At 36.1% G+C, this 19,323-nt stretch carries 19 protein-coding genes, 1 pseudogene and 1 riboswitch; of the genes and pseudogenes, 8 read left to right on the top strand and 12 right to left on the bottom strand.

The window, feature by feature from the left end:
- Positions 1-35: 35 nt before the first annotated feature.
- Positions 36-800 carry an HAD-IIB family hydrolase gene (locus ACIQ4I_RS14500; RefSeq protein WP_403097126.1) on the bottom strand — a complete coding sequence of 255 codons (765 nt, stop codon included), beginning with the start codon at positions 798-800 and terminating at the stop codon, positions 36-38.
- 276 nt (positions 801-1,076) lie between these two features.
- On the opposite strand from ACIQ4I_RS14500, the pseudogene ACIQ4I_RS14505 reads away from it, so the two are divergent.
- Positions 1,077-1,328, top strand: a pseudogene (locus ACIQ4I_RS14505) (cell wall hydrolase); the annotation flags it as partial.
- Between the two features lie 20 nt (positions 1,329-1,348).
- Positions 1,349-1,738, top strand: coding sequence for a spore coat protein GerQ (locus ACIQ4I_RS14510; RefSeq protein WP_403097127.1), 390 nt, complete (start codon positions 1,349-1,351; stop codon positions 1,736-1,738).
- A gap of 110 nt (positions 1,739-1,848) precedes the next feature.
- Here ACIQ4I_RS14510 and ACIQ4I_RS14515 read toward each other — a convergent pair whose 3' ends face one another.
- The 4 genes from ACIQ4I_RS14515 to ACIQ4I_RS14530 form a co-directional block, all read right to left on the bottom strand.
- The gene (locus tag ACIQ4I_RS14515; protein ID WP_403097424.1) at positions 1,849-2,229 is read right to left on the bottom strand and encodes a DUF423 domain-containing protein; all 381 of its coding nucleotides are present in this window, start codon (positions 2,227-2,229) and stop codon (positions 1,849-1,851) included.
- A gap of 17 nt (positions 2,230-2,246) precedes the next feature.
- Entirely contained in the window at positions 2,247-2,537 is a 291-nt protein-coding gene (locus ACIQ4I_RS14520; protein ID WP_403097129.1) for a YwdI family protein, read from the bottom strand.
- A gap of 306 nt (positions 2,538-2,843) precedes the next feature.
- The gene (locus ACIQ4I_RS14525; RefSeq protein WP_403097131.1) at positions 2,844-3,521 is read right to left on the bottom strand and encodes a uracil-DNA glycosylase; all 678 of its coding nucleotides are present in this window, start codon (positions 3,519-3,521) and stop codon (positions 2,844-2,846) included.
- A gap of 6 nt (positions 3,522-3,527) precedes the next feature.
- On the bottom strand, positions 3,528-4,271 hold the full coding sequence (locus ACIQ4I_RS14530) for a DUF4230 domain-containing protein (RefSeq protein WP_403097133.1): 744 nt from the start codon (positions 4,269-4,271) through the stop codon (positions 3,528-3,530).
- A gap of 154 nt (positions 4,272-4,425) precedes the next feature.
- On the opposite strand from ACIQ4I_RS14530, the gene ACIQ4I_RS14535 reads away from it, so the two are divergent.
- Together ACIQ4I_RS14535 and thiD are read left to right on the top strand one after the other, a co-directional pair.
- Entirely contained in the window at positions 4,426-4,695 is a 270-nt protein-coding gene (locus ACIQ4I_RS14535) for a hypothetical protein (protein WP_403097135.1), read from the top strand.
- Between the two features lie 171 nt (positions 4,696-4,866).
- The gene (gene thiD / locus ACIQ4I_RS14540; protein WP_403097138.1) at positions 4,867-5,700 is read left to right on the top strand and encodes a bifunctional hydroxymethylpyrimidine kinase/phosphomethylpyrimidine kinase; all 834 of its coding nucleotides are present in this window, start codon (positions 4,867-4,869) and stop codon (positions 5,698-5,700) included.
- Positions 5,701-5,820: 120 nt separating this feature from the next.
- On the opposite strand, the gene ACIQ4I_RS14545 is transcribed toward thiD, so the two are convergent.
- On the bottom strand, positions 5,821-7,266 hold the full coding sequence (locus ACIQ4I_RS14545; protein WP_403097141.1) for a hypothetical protein: 1,446 nt from the start codon (positions 7,264-7,266) through the stop codon (positions 5,821-5,823).
- 624 nt (positions 7,267-7,890) lie between these two features.
- Between ACIQ4I_RS14545 and ACIQ4I_RS14550 the strand changes: the two genes are divergently transcribed.
- Positions 7,891-8,244, top strand: a complete 354-nt coding sequence (locus ACIQ4I_RS14550; RefSeq protein WP_403097143.1) for a YojF family protein — start codon at positions 7,891-7,893, stop codon at positions 8,242-8,244.
- Positions 8,245-8,259: 15 nt separating this feature from the next.
- Entirely contained in the window at positions 8,260-8,952 is a 693-nt protein-coding gene (bshB2, locus tag ACIQ4I_RS14555) for a bacillithiol biosynthesis deacetylase BshB2 (protein ID WP_403097145.1), read from the top strand.
- Positions 8,953-9,126: 174 nt separating this feature from the next.
- On the opposite strand, the gene ACIQ4I_RS14560 is transcribed toward bshB2, so the two are convergent.
- On the bottom strand, positions 9,127-10,305 hold the full coding sequence (locus ACIQ4I_RS14560; RefSeq protein ID WP_403097148.1) for an amidohydrolase: 1,179 nt from the start codon (positions 10,303-10,305) through the stop codon (positions 9,127-9,129).
- A 274-nt stretch (positions 10,306-10,579) separates the two neighbouring features.
- Entirely contained in the window at positions 10,580-12,742 is a 2,163-nt protein-coding gene (locus ACIQ4I_RS14565) for an ATP-dependent helicase (RefSeq protein WP_403097149.1), read from the bottom strand.
- A 182-nt stretch (positions 12,743-12,924) separates the two neighbouring features.
- Between ACIQ4I_RS14565 and ilvA the strand changes: the two genes are divergently transcribed.
- Positions 12,925-14,187, top strand: coding sequence for a threonine ammonia-lyase IlvA (gene ilvA / locus ACIQ4I_RS14570; RefSeq protein ID WP_403097152.1), 1,263 nt, complete (start codon positions 12,925-12,927; stop codon positions 14,185-14,187).
- A 301-nt stretch (positions 14,188-14,488) separates the two neighbouring features.
- On the opposite strand, the gene ACIQ4I_RS14575 is transcribed toward ilvA, so the two are convergent.
- The 4 genes from ACIQ4I_RS14575 to ACIQ4I_RS14590 form a co-directional block, all read right to left on the bottom strand.
- Positions 14,489-14,995, bottom strand: a complete 507-nt coding sequence (locus ACIQ4I_RS14575; RefSeq protein ID WP_403097153.1) for a hypothetical protein — start codon at positions 14,993-14,995, stop codon at positions 14,489-14,491.
- Between the two features lie 473 nt (positions 14,996-15,468).
- Positions 15,469-16,266, bottom strand: coding sequence for an ABC transporter ATP-binding protein (locus ACIQ4I_RS14580; protein WP_403097155.1), 798 nt, complete (start codon positions 16,264-16,266; stop codon positions 15,469-15,471).
- On the bottom strand, positions 16,259-17,284 hold the full coding sequence (locus ACIQ4I_RS14585; protein ID WP_403097158.1) for an ABC transporter permease: 1,026 nt from the start codon (positions 17,282-17,284) through the stop codon (positions 16,259-16,261). The genes ACIQ4I_RS14580 and ACIQ4I_RS14585 overlap by 8 nt, the downstream gene beginning before the upstream one ends.
- 17 nt (positions 17,285-17,301) lie before the next feature.
- A complete protein-coding gene (locus ACIQ4I_RS14590) occupies positions 17,302-18,309 on the bottom strand; it encodes an ABC transporter substrate binding protein (protein WP_403097160.1) in 1,008 nt (335 codons plus the stop codon).
- Between the two features lie 407 nt (positions 18,310-18,716).
- Positions 18,717-18,761, top strand: a riboswitch (PreQ1 riboswitch).
- 7 nt (positions 18,762-18,768) lie between these two features.
- Between ACIQ4I_RS14590 and ACIQ4I_RS14595 the strand changes: the two genes are divergently transcribed.
- Positions 18,769-19,260, top strand: a complete 492-nt coding sequence (locus ACIQ4I_RS14595; RefSeq protein WP_403097162.1) for a QueT transporter family protein — start codon at positions 18,769-18,771, stop codon at positions 19,258-19,260.
- Positions 19,261-19,323: the final 63 nt, after the last annotated feature.

The raw sequence follows: 19,323 nt of genomic DNA on the forward strand, positions 1-19,323 counted from the left end.
TCCAGCACCCTTTTAACAAGGTGAGCTGGATTTTTTTAATACGCAAATCGCTTATCTAATTCCGCAAGCTTTTCAATAATATTTTCTTCTATTAACGTATCATCTTCAATACTTTCATCCGCATAGTGTGCTAACAGGGGATGTTGTCCAATCATAACACTATGTTGAGCATTTTCGAACATGGTTACATCATTCGCATCATTGCCGAAAGCAATATATTTTCCTTTTCGAACACCTAGTTTTTGTAGAGCACTCCATTTATGAATTCCACATGGACTAATATCTAACATACCCTCTTGATGATGAGTATGTATAATAACATCTAATTTCTCCAATTTTTTTCGTAAACCCACCATATTATATGAAGTCAGAATAGCTATCTTAACTACATGTTCTAACTTTTCTAATGGTCTATTGACTGCAAGTTTTTTGATGTCTAATTTTTTTAAAATAGGGTGATCTGCTGATCCTGTATAGGAATAATCCCATTCACTATCGATTAAATACGTAGCATGGTATTCTGCCATTAGTCTTTTTATGTGCTCTAGGGTAATAACATCAAACTCGGCATTTTGCTTCACATTTCCGTTCTTACACATTAAAGACCCATTGCCACCTATCATCTTATAGCCATGGAATCTTTTATGTAATACTGGTAGCATATCGCGAATCGGACGAGCAGAAGCAAAAATCACCTCATGACCTTTTTCTGTTAAGTTCTCTAAACTATATAAAATAGACTCAGCAACAGGCTTACCTCCAAAACAAATCGTACCATCTAAATCAAAAATAAACTGCATATGAACGAACACTTCTTTCTGTATTATTACATCAATTACATTCTGACCCTACTTGAAATTATACAAAAAAATCCATCTTTTTTCTTTCTAGTCACATTTGAAGGGACGTTTCATTTTTAAAATTATTTCCCTAGTCCCGACAAATTTATACACATATTATGGTTCTTATTTTCTTGAATTTTCATATATAAAGAAGAGGAGGTTATGTGATGCCTGTTGTGAAATTAACTCCAAGAGAACTGGATCTATTAGCTAGACTCATTGGGCAGAGGATGAATGGTCTTTCAAAGTCCTGGTGGCTTTGAAGCAACTACACAGGGTTACTTTTACCAACGAGCGAGGGATTCCGATTGGAAATTGCCCAGCGTGTGATTAATGGTGAACGTTTCCACCCCGCTACCCTAGCTTTTATGGCTTTTCTGCCTTGAAGGTGATTGCCCAGATAACTGGTATGGGCAATTGAACACAGGCCGCTTTATAGCCCATTGCTTCTTTACCCCATCAGTAGAGGATTGCCCACAAGTATAATAATTTGAAAGGAAGATGTTATGGTTCAATATTATTGGACACCCAATTATCCTACTGTTACACCGTCTTATCCTAGTGGTACACCATTTCCAACTGGTACTACACAAGTGCCTCCTGGGCAACCTGTGCAACCTGGAACAAATCCAGCCTTCCCGGCAAGAGAGCAATCATTCATTGAAAATATTTTACGTTTAAATCGTGGAAAACCGGGGAATTTCCACTTTTCTTTCGAACATGCAGTATCTCCTTCTGGAAACACCCTCACTGTAAGAGGTGTTGTTGAAGCTGCAGGACGAGATCATGTTATTTTACGAGAACTCAAAACGAATCATCGATTCCTCTTCCCAATGATTTACTTTGACTATGCAGAATATGACGAGCAAATGAATTACTTCCCTCAAACCCCATAAACTTAAAAATGCCCTGTGTTTATCAAAAAACACAAGGCATTTTTAAGTTTTCTATCGAGTTTCATGCTCCAGTGTTTGTTTTATCTTTAGAGCGATTTTCACTTAATAATTTATTTACCGATTTTTAGAGCAGCTAAAATAACCAATAACCAAGCGACTAAAAATAATACGCCTCCAATTGGTGTAATAGCACCTAATACTTTAATTTGAGTAATAGCTAACACATAAAGACTACCTGAGAACAAAATAACACCTATGAACATCAGAATACCAGCACGTGACAATAGTGAGCTTGGACCAATTAAACTTTTACTCATTAAAATACCTATGACAATTAAACCAATGGCATGGAACATTTGATATTGGACACCTGTTTCCCATACCTTAGCATATTGTTCTGTTAAGACATTTTTCAATCCATGCGCACCGAATGCACCAATTGCTACTGATAAAAAAGCGTATACAGCGCCAGCAATAATATTAAATTTCATCATTTTCACTTTCCCTTCTAGAAGTCAAAAATAGAATCCCCATTTGCATCTTCTTCTTCAAGCTTGTTTGCTGTTAAAGTGTGAGCCAACTGTGTTGAAGTTTGCTGTGGTAGCTCATGTACCGTATTTGTCATCTTTTTTGGGATACTATGATTAGAGGATGATTGTAGTGCTTTGTTATGTAGTGCCACATCACATAACGCACGTATGGCTGAAAGTTCTTCACGCATTTGTGCCTCATTTCTTACTGATTGTGCTCGTGATACGTGTTTTGCTAATTCCGCTATAACCGTTTCGTACGAAATCATTGTCTAGCTCCTCTCTTTCTGCTCAAACTTTAAACAATCCATTCCAGAAGAATTTTTTACGATAACCGATGGAACCGCTTTGCTTTTGAATTGATAGGCACGACACCCTCTCGGATTTTGCTGATCCCAAGTTACAAAAAAATGTTTGCATTTAAAACAACTCTGTTGCATGTTATGTTACGTCCCCCCGTCTATTCCTATTCAGCTATAATACCTGAACAAACGGCGTCCACTTTTAATACAACTTTACCATGCTTAAAAGTTGACGTGAAGTGTTAAAACTTAAACGTTTATCGTAGTATTCCCCTATTTTGTCAAATCAAAATCAATTGTTTGCTCACCCCATTCGATAAGCTGACTGTTAATTTTAGAATATGGACTGCTACCAAAGAAACCACGATATGCACTTAGAGGGCTTGGATGTGGTGCTTTAATAATTGCATGGCGACTTGCATCAATAAGACGTTCTTTTTGCTGAGCAGCTCTTCCCCATAGCACAAACACTATCGGTTCCATGCGTTCTGATAGTTTTTGTATTACTGTATCTGTAAACACTTCCCAGCCATGATCTTTATGTGAATGGGCTTGGTGAGCACGAACTGTTAGTACCGTGTTTAATAACAGCACTCCTTGCTCGGCCCATTTGACTAATGTACCATCGAGTGGGATATCGTATCCTAAATCATCATGTAATTCTTTGAACATATTTTGCAGGCTTGGGGGATGTGGTACTCCTGGCTTCACTGAAAAACTCATTCCATGTGCCTGCCCTGGTCCATGATAAGGATCCTGTCCTAATATGACCACCTTCACTTTATGGTAAGGCGTATAGCGAAATGCACTCCACATATCCTCCATCGCTGGATAAACGGTTTCCTTAAAATATTCCTGCTTCAAAAACTCTCGTAACTGTAAATAATATGGTTTATTAAATTCTGCACCAAGTACATTTTGCCAATCATTATCAAAATTAATCTTCGTCAATCTAAACTACTCCTTAAATTTAACTGTTACATCATATCCTACTAAAGAAAACATATTCGCTACTGAATTTATAGCATTTTTCTCTGCTGTTTTAAGTACACCTTGAGTTGTAGCTTCCTCAATCATTTGTTTTTTTGCATCTGCTGCTAGACTATAAGCTTCTTTTATATCTGGTTTACTCCGAAATAGTCCTTCGCTAGAGAAAACTTGTACCTTATTAAAGTTAATTTCTGGTTCACCTAAAATTTTAGCGGCGGGTAAAGTAATCGTTGCTGTTTTTTGCTTCTCATTAATATCAATGTTTTTTTCGGTTACACCTGAAAAGTCAACTCCAGCCTTTACCCCACCTGGAATAACAACTAATAGCTCACGTTTTGTTCCTGGAATATCCACGCCAATCTCTTTCCCAAATAACTCATTATTTTCACGTTCAATCATGACCTTCGTATAAGCCTCTGCAGTTGTTAGTTCATTGAGATTTTGAATTCGTTCAACAAGTGAACCCTTTTGTTCTGAGAAACTATCCCCCTGTAATAGTTTCCATGTGACAAAAGGTAAGACCAAAACTGCTAATATAATAATAATCGCTACCCATGTATACCAATTCTTAAATAGACCGATTAATAAATTATTTCTAAAACGTATACGAGAGCGAGAGGCTGTTGCAGCTTCCATGATTGTCGCTGCTTGCTGTTCCTCCATATGAAAGTCTTTTAGCACTTTTTCTAGATCTTTGTTTTTTCTTGTCATAGACTTCCCTCTTTTCCTTCTAACATTATACCTTTCTATTACACTACTTAAAGGTATTGTAGCGATAAAATAGACCTTTTGTCGAAATGTACGGTTACACAAAATAGTTCTTTTTATGTCCAAAATCATTTACGATATTACTGGAGGGATCCAAATGGCAAACTTACAGTGGAAAGAAAAATTAAAAAAAGTTATGGAAACAACGGAAAGTGGAAAATACGTACCTGACAAAGCAAAGTCAGTAGGTATATTCTTCTTTTATTTATTTTTTGCAATTACTATAATTGTGCTACTATTTTTTGTGATTGGTATGTTCCAACAAAATCATTATGTTGTTGCTAGTTTTCTAGCCATCATCAGTATCGGTTGCCTACTCTTTTTGTGGAAAGTTATTCATGCAGATTCTCTTGAAAACAAAAACTGACCACATTAAATTTATAATTTTTGACTATTTTATTCTAGCCAGTTCAGTACATATAATAAAAGTTAAACGAAATACAAAAAATGCGGCTTATTATTAAGCCTTAAATGGATAACCTATATCAATCGTTATCCGAAAAGTTTGATAACTATATTTTTTAAAGGAGTCTTCACTATGTCATTGAAAAAAACTTTAACAATTGCTGGTTCTGATGCATCAGGTGGTGCTGGTTTAGAAGCAGATTTAAAAGCTTTCCAAGAACACGGCACATACGGTATGGCAGCTGTCACTGTTATTGCTACAATGGATCCAGACAACAACTGGTCTCATGGAGTTTATACATTACCAACTGATACATTGAAAGCACAATTAAAAACAACTTTCTCTACAGGTATCGATGCTTTAAAAACAGGTATGTTATCAACAGAAGAAGTGATTCAAACTTCTGGTGAAGCGATTAAAGCTTCTGGTGTAAAAAATGTAGTGATTGATCCTGTAATGGTATGTAAAGGTGAAGATGAAGTACTAAATCCAGGAAATGTTGATGCAATGATCACATACTTACTTCCTCTTGCTTTAGTAATAACTCCAAACTTATTTGAAGCTGGACAATTAGCAGGTATGAAAACACCTAAGAACATTGAAGAAATGAAAGCAGCCGCCGAAAAAATTCATGAACTTGGTGCAAAAAATATTGTCATCAAAGGCGGCCGTTCAATCGATCCTACTAAAGCATTCGATTTATACTTCGATGGTGAAAAACATTATTTATTAGAAACAGCTAAAATCGATACAACTTACACTCATGGTGCTGGTTGTACTTTCGCTGCTGCTGTCACAGCAAACCTTGCAAACGGACTTGATGTTAAAGAAGCCGTTGTTGAAGCAAAAGAATTTGTTGCTGCTGCCATCACACACGGTTGGAAATTGAACCAATTCGTTGGACCTGTTATGCACGGCGCAAAGGGCGTTTACGGAGCTCCAGAAATTACAGTAACTGAAATTTAATTGGCAACAGTATATTTACATTCGTTTTACAAAAATAGAGCTTCCACTCCATATCAAGAGTGGAAGCTTCTTTGCATTTTATGATAGGACAAAATTCATTTATGCTTTATTTAATCATTTTCAGTACCATTTTTTAAATTGAATCTTACGTCTTCCCCATGTATAGATCGTACTCAGCAATAATCCAGCAGACATTAAAATCCCCGCTACCGCTGTTATTAAACAGATCCATTCGTATATCGAATAACCGAAGACCTTCGACCAATCATAATGATCATTCCATTCAATAACGACCAGGTTCATACCGAAAATTCCAGATATAACCGAGAACATCGTTAAGATAAATAGTAATTGGTTTTGTCTTTGATCGGCAGTCTTTTCTTGATTAACATAAAGTGCGTCAAGTGTTTTTGCTACATCGCCAAATAGTTCATCGATTCGAAAGATGCTCCGCAACCTCTTTGCGGTTTCCCTACTAGATGAACGACTGCTTACTTCTTGAAAATAAAATTTAGACGAAAACATTGTAATTTGTTTCATTAATCTTTCTACATATACCTCGTCTGTTTTCCATGACAACTCGCTATATCTGAAAGATAGCTCAAGTAATGTTAATTTATAAAAGTAATGTAGTAATACATTATAATAATGTATACCCATAAATCGAATTTTCGCTTTCTCTTTCAATACATCATCTGCTTGCCGAAATACAATGGTTGTCTGAACATGCTCTGTCGTGATATCACATAATTTCGGCATATAACGGTAATTCATCTTCGTCTTTAAATACTCTTCCATATGTTCGGTATTTCCTGCAGAAATTAATGGTACGCCATCCTCCGTATAACCATCTAATTGACTAGCTCTGTATAACTGTTCAATTGGCAAATGGTCCTCGTCTACCTCAATATAAGCAGATACAAGCATCCGTTCATCTTCAAAAAAGGGTAAACTGCCATAGTATCCATTTCGGATTTCATCATGAATGATATATGGTTGAATTTCTGGACATAGATAGAGCATGATGAAATCGTTGATGTTATGAAAAGTAAACGAAGATACATACAGTCGAACACCCTTTTCATCCAGTGTTTTAGGTTCTAGTATTCGAAAATGATGCATAAAATCAAGCGCTTCAGATAAAGAATAGTCTTTTTCTAATTCGATTCGAACCGTGACAAACCCTACTCCAAATGGACATAGGACTACATCTACACTTAATATTTGAAATAGATAATGCCGTTCATGAATAACCAACTCTCCTTTTTTAGGGACCGCTTTCGAAAAGCGATGAAATGCATCGTCGTCTATGCTATTCGGAAAAAGACGTCGTTCTATGTAAGGCAAAAAATGCTGATTTAAAGCAATGTTCGAAATATGAATATCCCCGTAATATGCAGACTGCTGTGATTCATCTTGTAAGTCAAAAAATTTAAATCCATTAGATAATAGCTCTTCCGCCAACATTTTATCCTTCTTCGCGATAAATAAAAACGGCATCATAGACGTCATCCATGCTTTAGAAATTTTACTATCCTCATCAACATTTGGTATTGTTAATTTCATCCGAATCATCTCCTTAAAACAGTATTCCCATAGAAACTTTTTTTATAAACATCAATTAGGGATTGAAGTAATTTCTGTCTTTTTTTCAATCAATCGAAGAAATATACGAATCATTTTCATAAATGATTTTAACGATAAAATTTTGTGATGCAATTTTTATTGAAGTGGAATCAGCGAAGACTCCTGCGGGAAAGCGAGGAGGCTCGTCGGTTCGCCCGCGGAAAGCGAAGCTGATTCCACTTCATGTTACAGTAGATTTGTACTATAAAAATTAGGAATTAAATCATTTTCCAGTGCCTCCACTACGTTCCTGCGGGGCTTTTAGTCAAGCTTTTTCCCATAGTACTATGAATGAACCTCATTGAATGAACCTGGCACGAAGAAAATGTGAACGCATTTTTGAGGGCTCGCCTTCGAAAGGTTGCAATGAACAAAATCGAATATCATTACGTTCGTATATTTTATATAAATTTTGCATTATGATATTGATTCCTACAGGTGAAAAACTAACTTGTTCATTCCATACATTCAATCTCTATAAATCTAAAAATGCTTAGCAATCGCATTTATAAAAAGAATTCTCTATACTATAGAATAGATTCTATCTTTGGAAGGAGCTTTTAGATGGAAATAGTAGATACACAAAAACTACAAGAACTTCTTAATTCCTTTGCGAATAAAGATGTCTATATACACTTAGAAACAACAAATGGTGCATATGCAAGTCACTTCGACGAAAAAATGTTTAACGCTGGTGCGTTTATACGCAATGTGAAATTACGTTATGAATTAGGGAAGGTGACACCTAATGCACCTCATCGTGTTGGATTGAAATTGCATGGCGATGGCTGGGTATATGCACAAGGCATTACTCACTACGAATTAGATGAACAAAATCGCTTATTGATGGCTGGGCATGGCTATGATGGCAAACTTGCAGTCGCATTAGAAATTAGCGAAACACCATTTGCTTATTAAAAGGAGTTGAAAAAGATGCTACAACCTGAACGTCAAATTCTTGTCGTGTTCCCCCATCCTGATGATGAAGCATTCGGAGTATCTGGAACATTGGCACAATACGCACAAGCCGGTACACCGATTACATATGCTTGTCTTACTTTAGGAGAAATGGGCCGTAATCTTGGAAACCCTCCTTTCACAACACGTGAAGGACTACCGCTTATCCGTAAAGAAGAATTAAAAGCTTCCTGTGAAGCAATCGGTATTAAGGATTTGCGTATGATGGGCTTACGTGATAAAACAGTTGAATTTGAAGATGATGAGAAAATGGTTCAAATGATGACGAACTTGATAGATGAATTAAATCCATCATTAATCATCACCTTCTATCCAAACTATGCCGTACACCCTGATCATGAAGCAACAGCAAAAGCAGTTGTCCGAGCAGTTCGCAGAATTCCTGAAACAAATCGTCCACGTCTTTATGGAGTGGCTTTTGCAAATGACACAGAACAAGGTCTTGGTGAACCAGATATCGTGAATGATATCCGTGATGTAAAAGAAGCCAAATGGAATTCAATGAGTGCCCATATCTCACAAACAGGATGGATGCTACAAGAAGAAACAAAACGTAGAGACGAAGGCGCAACAGAAGAAAATAACTGGTTCGCAATTGAACGCATGTATTCTTATCGCTGGAATAAAGATTTCGAAGAAAAATTTTAATAAATAGATAGAAGGGCTTATCCAATAGATGGTTTATTACCACCTTTCGGATAGCCCTTCTCTTTTATACTCATTACAATTCATTTACTACTTACAATTATGACTTTCACTTGCTAATGTGAAATCATATTTTCTAAATAGAAATGACATTTTGAATGAAGTGTCTTTATCATTTTATTTTAATAACTTAAATGCTGCATTAACAAAAATATTAACCCCATATTGCAATGCATCATCATCTACATCAAATTTTGGATGATGATGTGGATAGATGATTCCTTTTTCTTCATTACGTGAACCAATCATGAAAAACGTACCTGGTTTTTGATTTAAGAAAGCTGAGAAGTCTTCTCCACCCATTCTAGGTGCTTGTATTAATATTGAGTCATCTCCATAAAGCTCTCTTACTGAATCTTCTACTATCTTTGTAATTTTGTGATCTGTGACAACGGGATCATAACCATACATATAATCTAATTCATACGTAGCGCCATGAGCTTCGGTCACCCCTTTAATAACACGCTCAATACGCTCTTTCGCTTTGGCTCTTAGGTCTCCTCCAAAACTTCTGACAGTAGCACTGAGTTCCACTGAATCCGGAATCACATTAGATGCTTCTCCACCAGAAATTTTACCTACTGTAATGACAAAGCTTTCTAATGGGTCAATATTACGTGATACGATATGCTGTAAATTTGTAATCACTTGTGCAGCAATAGCTATACTATCCACTGTTTGATGCGGAGACGCCCCATGACCTCCAAACCCTTGAATTTTCAAATTAAATCCATCTGGAGATGCCATCATTGGTCCATATACAAAACCAATTTTACCAACTGGCGTATCGGACATTACATGGGCTCCAATCACTATATCGACACCTTCCATTACACCAGCTTCGACCATTTCTTTAGCACCGCCTGGTAGTAACTCTTCAGCATGTTGGAAGAAAAATCGAATTTCGCCTTTAATTTGATCTTGCATCGAAGTCAAGATTTTCACAGCCCCCAATAACATGGCTGTATGTGCATCATGGCCACAAGCATGCATAACACCAGGATTTTCAGATGCAAAGTCTATTCCTGTTTGTTCTTGTATTGGTAAAGCATCCATATCAGCACGAATTCCTAAAACTTTACCTGGTTGTGCACCAATTAAACGAGCCATCACACTTGTTTTTGTTGGTCTAGTAATCTCTAAATTTTCAAATTCAGATAGTTTATCATAGATGAATTGAGACGTATTCACTTCTTGAAAAGATAACTCTGGATGTTGGTGTAAATAATGTCTCCATGCAACTACTTCCTTTACAATCTCTTGGAAATTCACCTTTGTTTGATGCAATACATTCATTGATTTTAGCCCTCCAATTGAATTATTCTTTAAAATCCATTCGTTAATGAATGTAGATAGAATTTAACTTATCTCAACTGTTTTGAATCTACATCTTTTAATATATGTTTAGTGGTAAAGAGAATATCACATATCTATAATTTCTCTTAATAGATTGTTATTCCTTTTTTTCTCATCTTTAATTTGAAAATTATTAGAATAGTATCATCTTTTTCTTTTCTTCATATACAACAAAAAAACATCGATGAAAATATACTTTTCATCGATGTTGGCTTTAAACTTTTTTAAGATATCCATGTATTAAGCAAAAATCAAGCATGAATTTTTTAGAACCAACCGATTCAAAATCAATCTCAATAGAATCTGGAAGTAAACTTGTGATTTGCCCGGCTCCATATAAATGATGCTCTACTTGCATTCCTAGATTTAGTTCAGCTTCATTTGTGATGGCATGATCCTGCATTGGTCTGAATTTCGGTTGTTTGGTCTTTTTCTTTTCAATTGGTTTCTGGTTCTCTTCAGGTGCTATGATCTTCCGTACATTTTGCAAGAAGCGAGATTCTTTCACACGAGCACCACTGCGAACATTGTAAGTTAACAATTCTAAATGGTGACGCGCTCTTGTCATTCCAACATAAAAAAGGCGTGTTGCTTCTTCCATTTCTCCGATATTCCCTACTTCATACTCTTTTATATCTTCGTTATTTGGGAGGATTCCTTCAATTAGATCAATCATATAAACACGGTCATACTCCAATCCTTTTGCACTATGCAGAGTAGAGAGTGTAATGACATTTTGTCCTTTATACTTTTTGGAAGTGCGCATCAGTTGTTCAATTTCTTTTAAACGATGTGCAAAAGCTTCAAGAGTTGGTAGTTCTTTCGCAATTTGTTCTAAAGTATTTAAAATATCAAACAGGTTTTCTTCATTCATCCGTAGGTGTTCTGCTGAATTTTGAAGAGATTTGTCATACCCTAAATCTTGACGAATCGTTTGGATCGCTTCATACGGTTCCTGCATTTGAAGCTTGCGAATGGTTTGCTTTACCCGCTTCAACACTTGCTCTTGATAGGGTGCATGGATGATTTCTTGTAAACGGTCGAATGCCGATTCCTTACTCGAATGACTTTGTAATTGCATGATTTGATTTTTCTTTATATAGGCATTGATCTTCGAATATACCTTTTCTAAAATATCCACTCGTGAATCGTTATAAGAAAGTCGCATAATATTCAAGATATCCTCTACAATCCAATGATGAAAAAATTTCAATTCAACATCTTTCATATAAAAAGGAATCCCTTCCTCAAAAAACTTGTTGACTAAAAGAATGGCTGAATTATTATTACGATACAAAATGGCAACCTCACATGGATTGTCAGCTTTTTGTATTTCCTCCACAACATAATTCAATTGCAAATCATAGCGTTTTACATTATGAATTTCAATTGACTCTCCCGATACATTTTCTGTGAACATTTTCTTTGGATATCGATTACGATTGCGTTTGATAAATTCATTTGCTGTATCCACAATTTCCGGCGTCGATCGATAGTTTTGTGCCATTGTGACCGTTTTAGCATTCGGATAGTTCTTTTTAAAATCGAGCAACTTTTGTACATCTGCACCTCGCCACATGAAGATCGATTGGTCATCATCCGCCACGACACAAATATTAAATTGCGGAGCTGCTAATAGATAGATGATTTCATGCTGAATAACCGAGTTATCTTGACTTTCATCCGTTAAAATATATTCAAACCGTTGTTGGTATTTATTTCGCAAATAAGAATCTTCATATAAAGCTTTATAACAATAGGACAACATATCATCAAAATCTAGTAGGACTAAACCCGGATTTTGAACTTTATAAGCTTCGTATTGCTTATACATTTCTACCAACCCAGGCATCATCATTTTCTTCTGAACCAGATCCTCATCAGGAATCATTTTATTTTTCACAAAACTACTGTAAGAAAATAGTTCGTCCATTTCATCTTCAGAAGGAATAGTATTGCGGTTCTGTATGAAAATATTTCGAAGAATCGTCTTCTTATCAAAATCACGGTTACTATTCCCCTCAATAATTTCGAAGTTTTGGTGATGCATTGAGAAATACTCGCGTACAATTTGAAAAGCGATACTATGAATCGTCGAAAAGTGAACTCGGTCCTTTATAATAGTAGAAAAAAATTGGTCAAAACGTGCAGCCATATCTACAGCAGAAGCTTTACTAAATGTAATGGCTAAGATTTTATGTGCGGGTACTTTTTTCACCAATAGTAAATAACCAATTTTCATATTTAATGTAGTTGTTTTCCCGGATCCTGGGGATGCAAGTAATAATAAGGGGCCCTTTGCATAGCGCACAGCTTTTTGCTGCACCTCATTTAAGCATACCCCCGTCAATTCTTGCATCTTATCAAAAAAGTTCATACTGCACTGACCTTTCTATTGTTTCTATGTTCTTCTATTATAACGGAAACGTTACTATGTTATCTTTTTCTTGAATTTTATATTTATTAAACAAAAATTTAGAATTTACTTAAAATTTAGCAATTTTAGCGCTATAATAAATTAAACTATATTGATGTTTACAGAAAGTAGGAGGTTTTAATATGACTGTGCAAGAAGAAAAAACTGTACAGGTGGAAAACGTACTAATCGCCTATCAATTTTTAAAAGACGTCGTCGTACACACACCTTTACAAAAGAATGACTATTTATCCGAGAAATATGACTGTAATATTTACTTAAAACGTGAGGATTTACAGCATGTTCGCTCTTTTAAATTACGAGGAGCTTACTATAAAATCAAAACAATTGAAGAGGAAGCACGTGAAAAAGGCGTTGTTTGTGCTAGTGCTGGTAATCATGCTCAAGGTGTTGCTTATGCTTGTGCTCATTTAGGTATTCACGGCCATATCTTCATGCCTACAACAACGCCAAAACAAAAAATTGACCAAGTTCGTATGTTTGGTCGTGAATTCGTCGAAATTATTTTAGCTGGTGATACTTTCGATGATTCCGCGAAAAGTGCAATGGAATTCTCAGATGCGGATGGTCATATTTTTATCCACCCATTCGATGATGCAGATATTATTGCCGGTCAAGGAACGGTCGCTGTCGAAATTATGAACGACATTGAAGTACCAGTAGATTACGTTTTCGCTAGTATCGGCGGTGGCGGTTTAATTTCTGGTATCTCTGCGTATGTGAAAAATCTTTCACCACACTCTTCTATTATCGGTGTTGAGCCTGCTGGTGCTGCTAGTATGAAGGAAGCACTCGCTCAAGACCATCCTGTTGAATTAGCCCACATTGATAAATTCGTAGACGGGGCTGCTGTTCAATGTGTCGGTCAAAAAACGTTTGAATTATGCAAAAAATATGTAGATGATATCGTTGTAGTGCCAGAGGGCAAAGATTGTACAACCATTTTAGATTTATACAATAAGCATGCCATCATTGCAGAGCCTGCTGGCGCTCTATCTGTGGCGGCACTTGATTATTACAAAGATCAAATCAAAGGGAAATCTGTAGTCTGCATCATAAGCGGAGGCAACAATGATATCGGCCGTATGCAAGAAATTAAAGAGAAATCATTGATTCATGAAGGATTACTTTACTATTTCCTAGTCAACTTCCCACAACGTGCTGGTGCTCTGCGCCAATTCCTTACTGATGTACTAGGCCCTGAAGATGATATTACAACATTCGAGTACACAAAGAAAAATAACAAAGAAAGTGGTCCGGCATTAGTCGGCATTGAATTAAAATACCCTGAAGATTACGCAGGATTACTTCATCGCATGAAGCATAATGGCTTCTCATTCAAAGAAGTGAATAATGATAGTACGTTGTTTGCGTTGTTAGTGTAGAATAGATGGATCTTCACCCAAAGTTGGGGTTACTATTTTATAATATAGTGTAGATTGGCTAGAGCGGAGCCAGTGTGACTCCTAGGGGATTAGCGTCCAGATGAGACCCTGGAGCGAACGCAGTGAGTGAAGCGGCTCATCGGACACCCCCTGGAATGACACTGGAAGAGCGCAAGTCACCCCTAAGTGTGATGAGACATATAGATATAAAAAAACTAAAAGCTTCAGTCGTAAATATAAATTAAAAGCCTCAAAAGAAGCCATGATCTTTGGAGGCTTTATTTTATAAGATAGCTATTATTTAGGCTGTAGCATTACTTTTTTTATGTTGCTCAAACTCATGAAGAAGCTGTTCATGCATCACTTTTGATTGTTGTACACTAAGCCAAAAAATGTCGAAAGAGTATCCTGAAACTGTTGATTTCCATTTATCGAGGCGCTTTTGGATTTCTTGTCCGTATTCTACTGATGTAGAAATAACTGTTGCCTTACCGATTCCAGGGTAGTTCATGCGGTGTATATCTTCAATTTCATACCAATATATTTTGTGATTACTAAAGTCGACATACACGCCTTCTTTATCCCAACAAATCCCGCGTTTCTTCGTACGAGCGATTAAATAATAAAACCCGACAAATGAAAATGTAAAGTAGACAAAAATACCGACAACAAGCATAACGAATTGACGCCATGTCCAACTATCTAAATTGGGATTGCTAGCAATTTGTGCAATGACACCAACAATTGTTAAAAAACCTAGAATCAATAATAATAATGTACTCCATAAATTTGGCAAAAATTTATTCATATGAATGCTCCTTTATTGCAAAAAGGTTTGTTTTATCGGTAATACTTAATCTATTTAAAAAAAGATATACATGTTACAACAATGATCATTTCATTTAAACATTTCCGGAATCTTACTCTCTAGGATGTAGAGTTATGATCATTTTCTTGTATGGTAACTAATTTGATTCTATTATAACGGATATTTAATATCAGAACCTTTATTATATATTAACTTTAAAAAATTTATATCCTTTAAGCATCAATAACTAATAAAATAGATAAATCTTCAGCAAATGATCCAAAACTATAAAATAGCTTCTATCAAAATGCCCTTAGATTTTTTTGAAGAATTTGCATAGGACTTTTACAGTTTTCAAAATTCCCGAAGATATAAGGACATGTTTGCTCGATTCGTTAACTATGTATATTCTTGAGCTCCCTTTAAAGCTATAAAGAAAAACCTGCACAATTACATGCAGGTTTTTTTCTATATTAAACACTTAATAAAGTACGATCCGACACCATTTTTTCTCCACGAATGCGTTGGAATTGGGTCATTAAGTCGTCTATTTGTAAGGCTTTTTTCGTTGAAGGTTCCACCTCTAGAATAATTTGCCCTTTATCCATCATGATGAGACGATTACCTAAATCAATTGCTTGTTGCATATTATGTGTTACCATCAATGTCGTCAGCTTATCTTTTTCAACCAATCGCTTTGTTAAATTGGTAATTAACTCTGCTCTTGATGGATCCAGTGCGGCGGTATGTTCATCTAATAAGAGAATATTCGGCTTGGTAAAAGTAGCCATTAATAGTGATAACGCTTGGCGCTCACCACCAGATAATAGGCCCACTTTTGCATTTAAGCGATTTTCTAAATTAAGATTTAATGTTTCTAAGGATTCTTTGAAAAATTCACGGCGTTTTTTATCTACACCGATACGTAAAGATCGTTTTTGATTACGAGAAAAAGCGATTGCTAGATTTTCTTCAATCGTCATCGTTGGTGCTGTACCAGCCATTGGATCCTGGAACACGCGACCAATAAAGCGTGAACGTTTATATTCTGGAAGACGCGTTACATCGTTTCCGTCAATTCTTATTTGACCAAGGTCGGGCATTAAAGCGCCAGAAATCATATTCATCATAGTAGATTTACCGGCACCATTACTACCGATTACAGTGACAAAATCTCCTGCTTTTAATTCCAAATTAATAGTATCTAACGCGATTTTCTCATCGGGTGTTGCTTCATTGAAGATTTTATTGATTCCTTCTAGTTTAAGCAATCGGCTTCCCCTCCTGTTTCACTACTACGGCAGCTCGTTCTGCTCGACGTTTAGCTATACGGGATTTTTCTTTTTGTTTAGCTCTTAATGTTGGGACAACTAACGAGATTACTACTATTACCGCTGTAATTAATTTCATATCGCCTGTATCCAAAAACTCAACTTGTAGTGCTAGTGCAAGAACAATTCGATAAATGATTGCTCCAAAAATAACAGCAAATGTTGTACGGACAATTGTTTTTGTACCAAAGATAGCCTCACCAATAATAACAGAGGCTAACCCAATCACAATCATCCCAATTCCCATACCAACATCGGCAAACTTACCGTATTGAGCGATCAGCGCACCTGATAATGCAACCAATCCATTTGATAAACCTAATCCCAAGATGATTAGTGTATCTGTACTTGCAGAGAAGCTACGAATCATTTTGTCATTATCACCTGTTGCACGAATAGCTAAACCAACTTCTGTTTTTAAGAACCAGTCGAAGACAAACTTAATGGCAAATGTCAAAATGAACATGATAAATATCGTGCCCCAAGTTTTAGGTACATGTTCTATACCCATGCTTGATAACATACCATTTAAAGCTTTGTCTAGCCCGAGTTTTTCCCAAAATCCAAAGAATAATGTGAATAGTGAATCAGAATTTGCGAGTGGAATATTCGGACGCCCGACAGCTGTATCTGTCGTCATTCCCATAATTCGTAAGTTAATGGAGTATAAAGCAATCATCATTAAAATCCCTGCTAACAGTGAGTTGATTTTTGCTTTTGTGTGAAGAAGACCTGTAATGGAACCGGCAACAAACCCAGCTAATGTTGCACATAGCGTGGAAATAATTGGATTGTACCCTAGTGTAATCATCGTTGCTGCTGTCGCGGCACCTGTCACAAAGCTACCGTCTACTGTTAAATCAGGAAAATCTAACACTCGGAATGTTAAATACACTCCGAGTGCCATTATTGCATAGATGATCCCTTGCTCCACTGAGCCAAAAATTGCTGTAAACATATAGAATCATCTCCAATCTATTTGACTACTTCTGCTTTCCAATCCTCTTTGATATTTACACCGATTTTATCTGCTGTTGTTTTGTTAATTTCAAGTTTTAAGTTTGCTGGATATGCTACTGGAATATCCGCTGGTTTTTTACCGTCTTTTAAGATTTCGACAGCTTTTTGACCTGCTTCGTAACCGATATCATAATAGCTGAAGCCGTATGCCCCAAGACCACCGCGTTTTACGGAGTCAAGTTCCCCTACCATAACTGGGATTTTCTTTTCGTTTGCTACATCTAATACAGATTCAAGAGCTGAAACTACTGTATTATCTGTGATGATGTAGATTGCGTCTACTTTACCTACTAATGATTCAGTTGCTTGTTTTACTTCCGCTGAAGTTGCTGCAGAAGCTTCAACGATTGTAATACCTGCTTTTTTTGCTTCTTTCTTCACGTTGTCTACTTGTGCACGCGAGTTTTGTTCACCTGAGTTGAACACCATCCCTACTTTTTTAGCACCTAATTGTTCTGATAAGAATTTTACTGTATTTGGAATAGCATCTGGGTGAGTATCAACAGTACCCGTTACGTTACCACCAGGTTTGTCCATTGATTTTACGAGTTCGGCACCAACTGCATCTGTTACAGAAGTAAATACAATTGGAATATCTGAAGTTGCGGCAGCTACTGCTTGAGCACTTGGCGTAGAATTGGCAAAAATTAAATCTGCTCCACTACCTACTAAGTTATTAGCAGCTGTTGTATTAACACTTTGATCTCCTTGAGCGATTTCAGTTTGATATTTAACTTTTAAGCCCGCATCTTTAAGTGCGGCTTTGAAACCTTTTGTTGCCTCATTTAACGATGGATGTTCAACGATTTGCGTGATTCCAACTTTATAAGTTTTTTCATCTGTCGCTGCATTCTTATCTTTTGTATCAGCTGATGATGAATCATCTTTACTACCACATGCAGCCAGCGCTAATACGATGATCACTGACATTAAAAGTAATCCATACTTTTTCATTTTTTTCATGAAGTTTCCTCCTCGATTTCTTGTTATCTCTTATTTTTCTTTACTGAAAGCAACTAATTATTGTTATATTACAGAAGGCTTTTACAATAGTCAATAATATTATGAATTTTTTGACTATTTTAGTAGACTGAACTTCAACGCTTCAATTCAATAAATCGATTATATATAAGGTTTTTACACACCTCCACCTATTCATGTCTATTTTGTGAACTTTTTAAAGCTAGATTTGAGCGAATGATGGCGACTCCCTGAAAATACATTAAATACATTCGCATTTACTCGTGCGATATTAATTCAGAGAAGTTCATTCATAGTCCTGCTGGAAAGCGAGCCACGGGTAAAATATTAGTAAAATGCAATTTGACATATTCACTCAATATATTTACAATGTTATTTTGTTTCTAAATAATAACGTGGTTCGAAACCATCCCACGTAAAAAAACTAGGGGGAACTAAATAATGAAGACAAAATCTTTAACTGTCAGCGCAATTATTGCTGCTCTTTACATTGCGGTTTCAATCCTTATTGCACCTATTAGCTTTACTAATGTGCAATTTCGTATATCAGAAATGTTCAACCACCTTGTTGTTTTCAACAAAAAATATATGATTGGCATCGTAATTGGTGTATTTATCACGAATCTGTTCTTCTCACCATATGGTACGTATGATTTAGTATTTGGTGTAGGGCAATCAATTCTTGCACTTGGACTTACTATTTTCTCTGCTCGCTTTATTAAAGGACAGCTAACACGTATGATTTTCAATACGGTCGTATTTACTTTTACAATGTTCATCATAGCTATAGAAATACATCTTCTTTCTAAGCTTCCATTTCTATTAACATGGCTTTTTTGTGCTGCCGGCGAATTTGCAGTTATGGCTGTAAGTATTCCTTTAATGACTGCATTAAATAAGCGCATCAATTTCAAGAAATTAATTGAAGATTGATTTTTTTCTATAAAATTCAAGAAAAGTATTTTCATGTTAAAATCAACATGGAAATGCTTTTTT

It is taken from the genome of Rummeliibacillus sp. NPDC094406 (assembly GCF_044763875.1).
In the GTDB taxonomy this organism is placed as follows: Bacteria; Bacillota; Bacilli; order Bacillales_A; family Planococcaceae; genus Rummeliibacillus.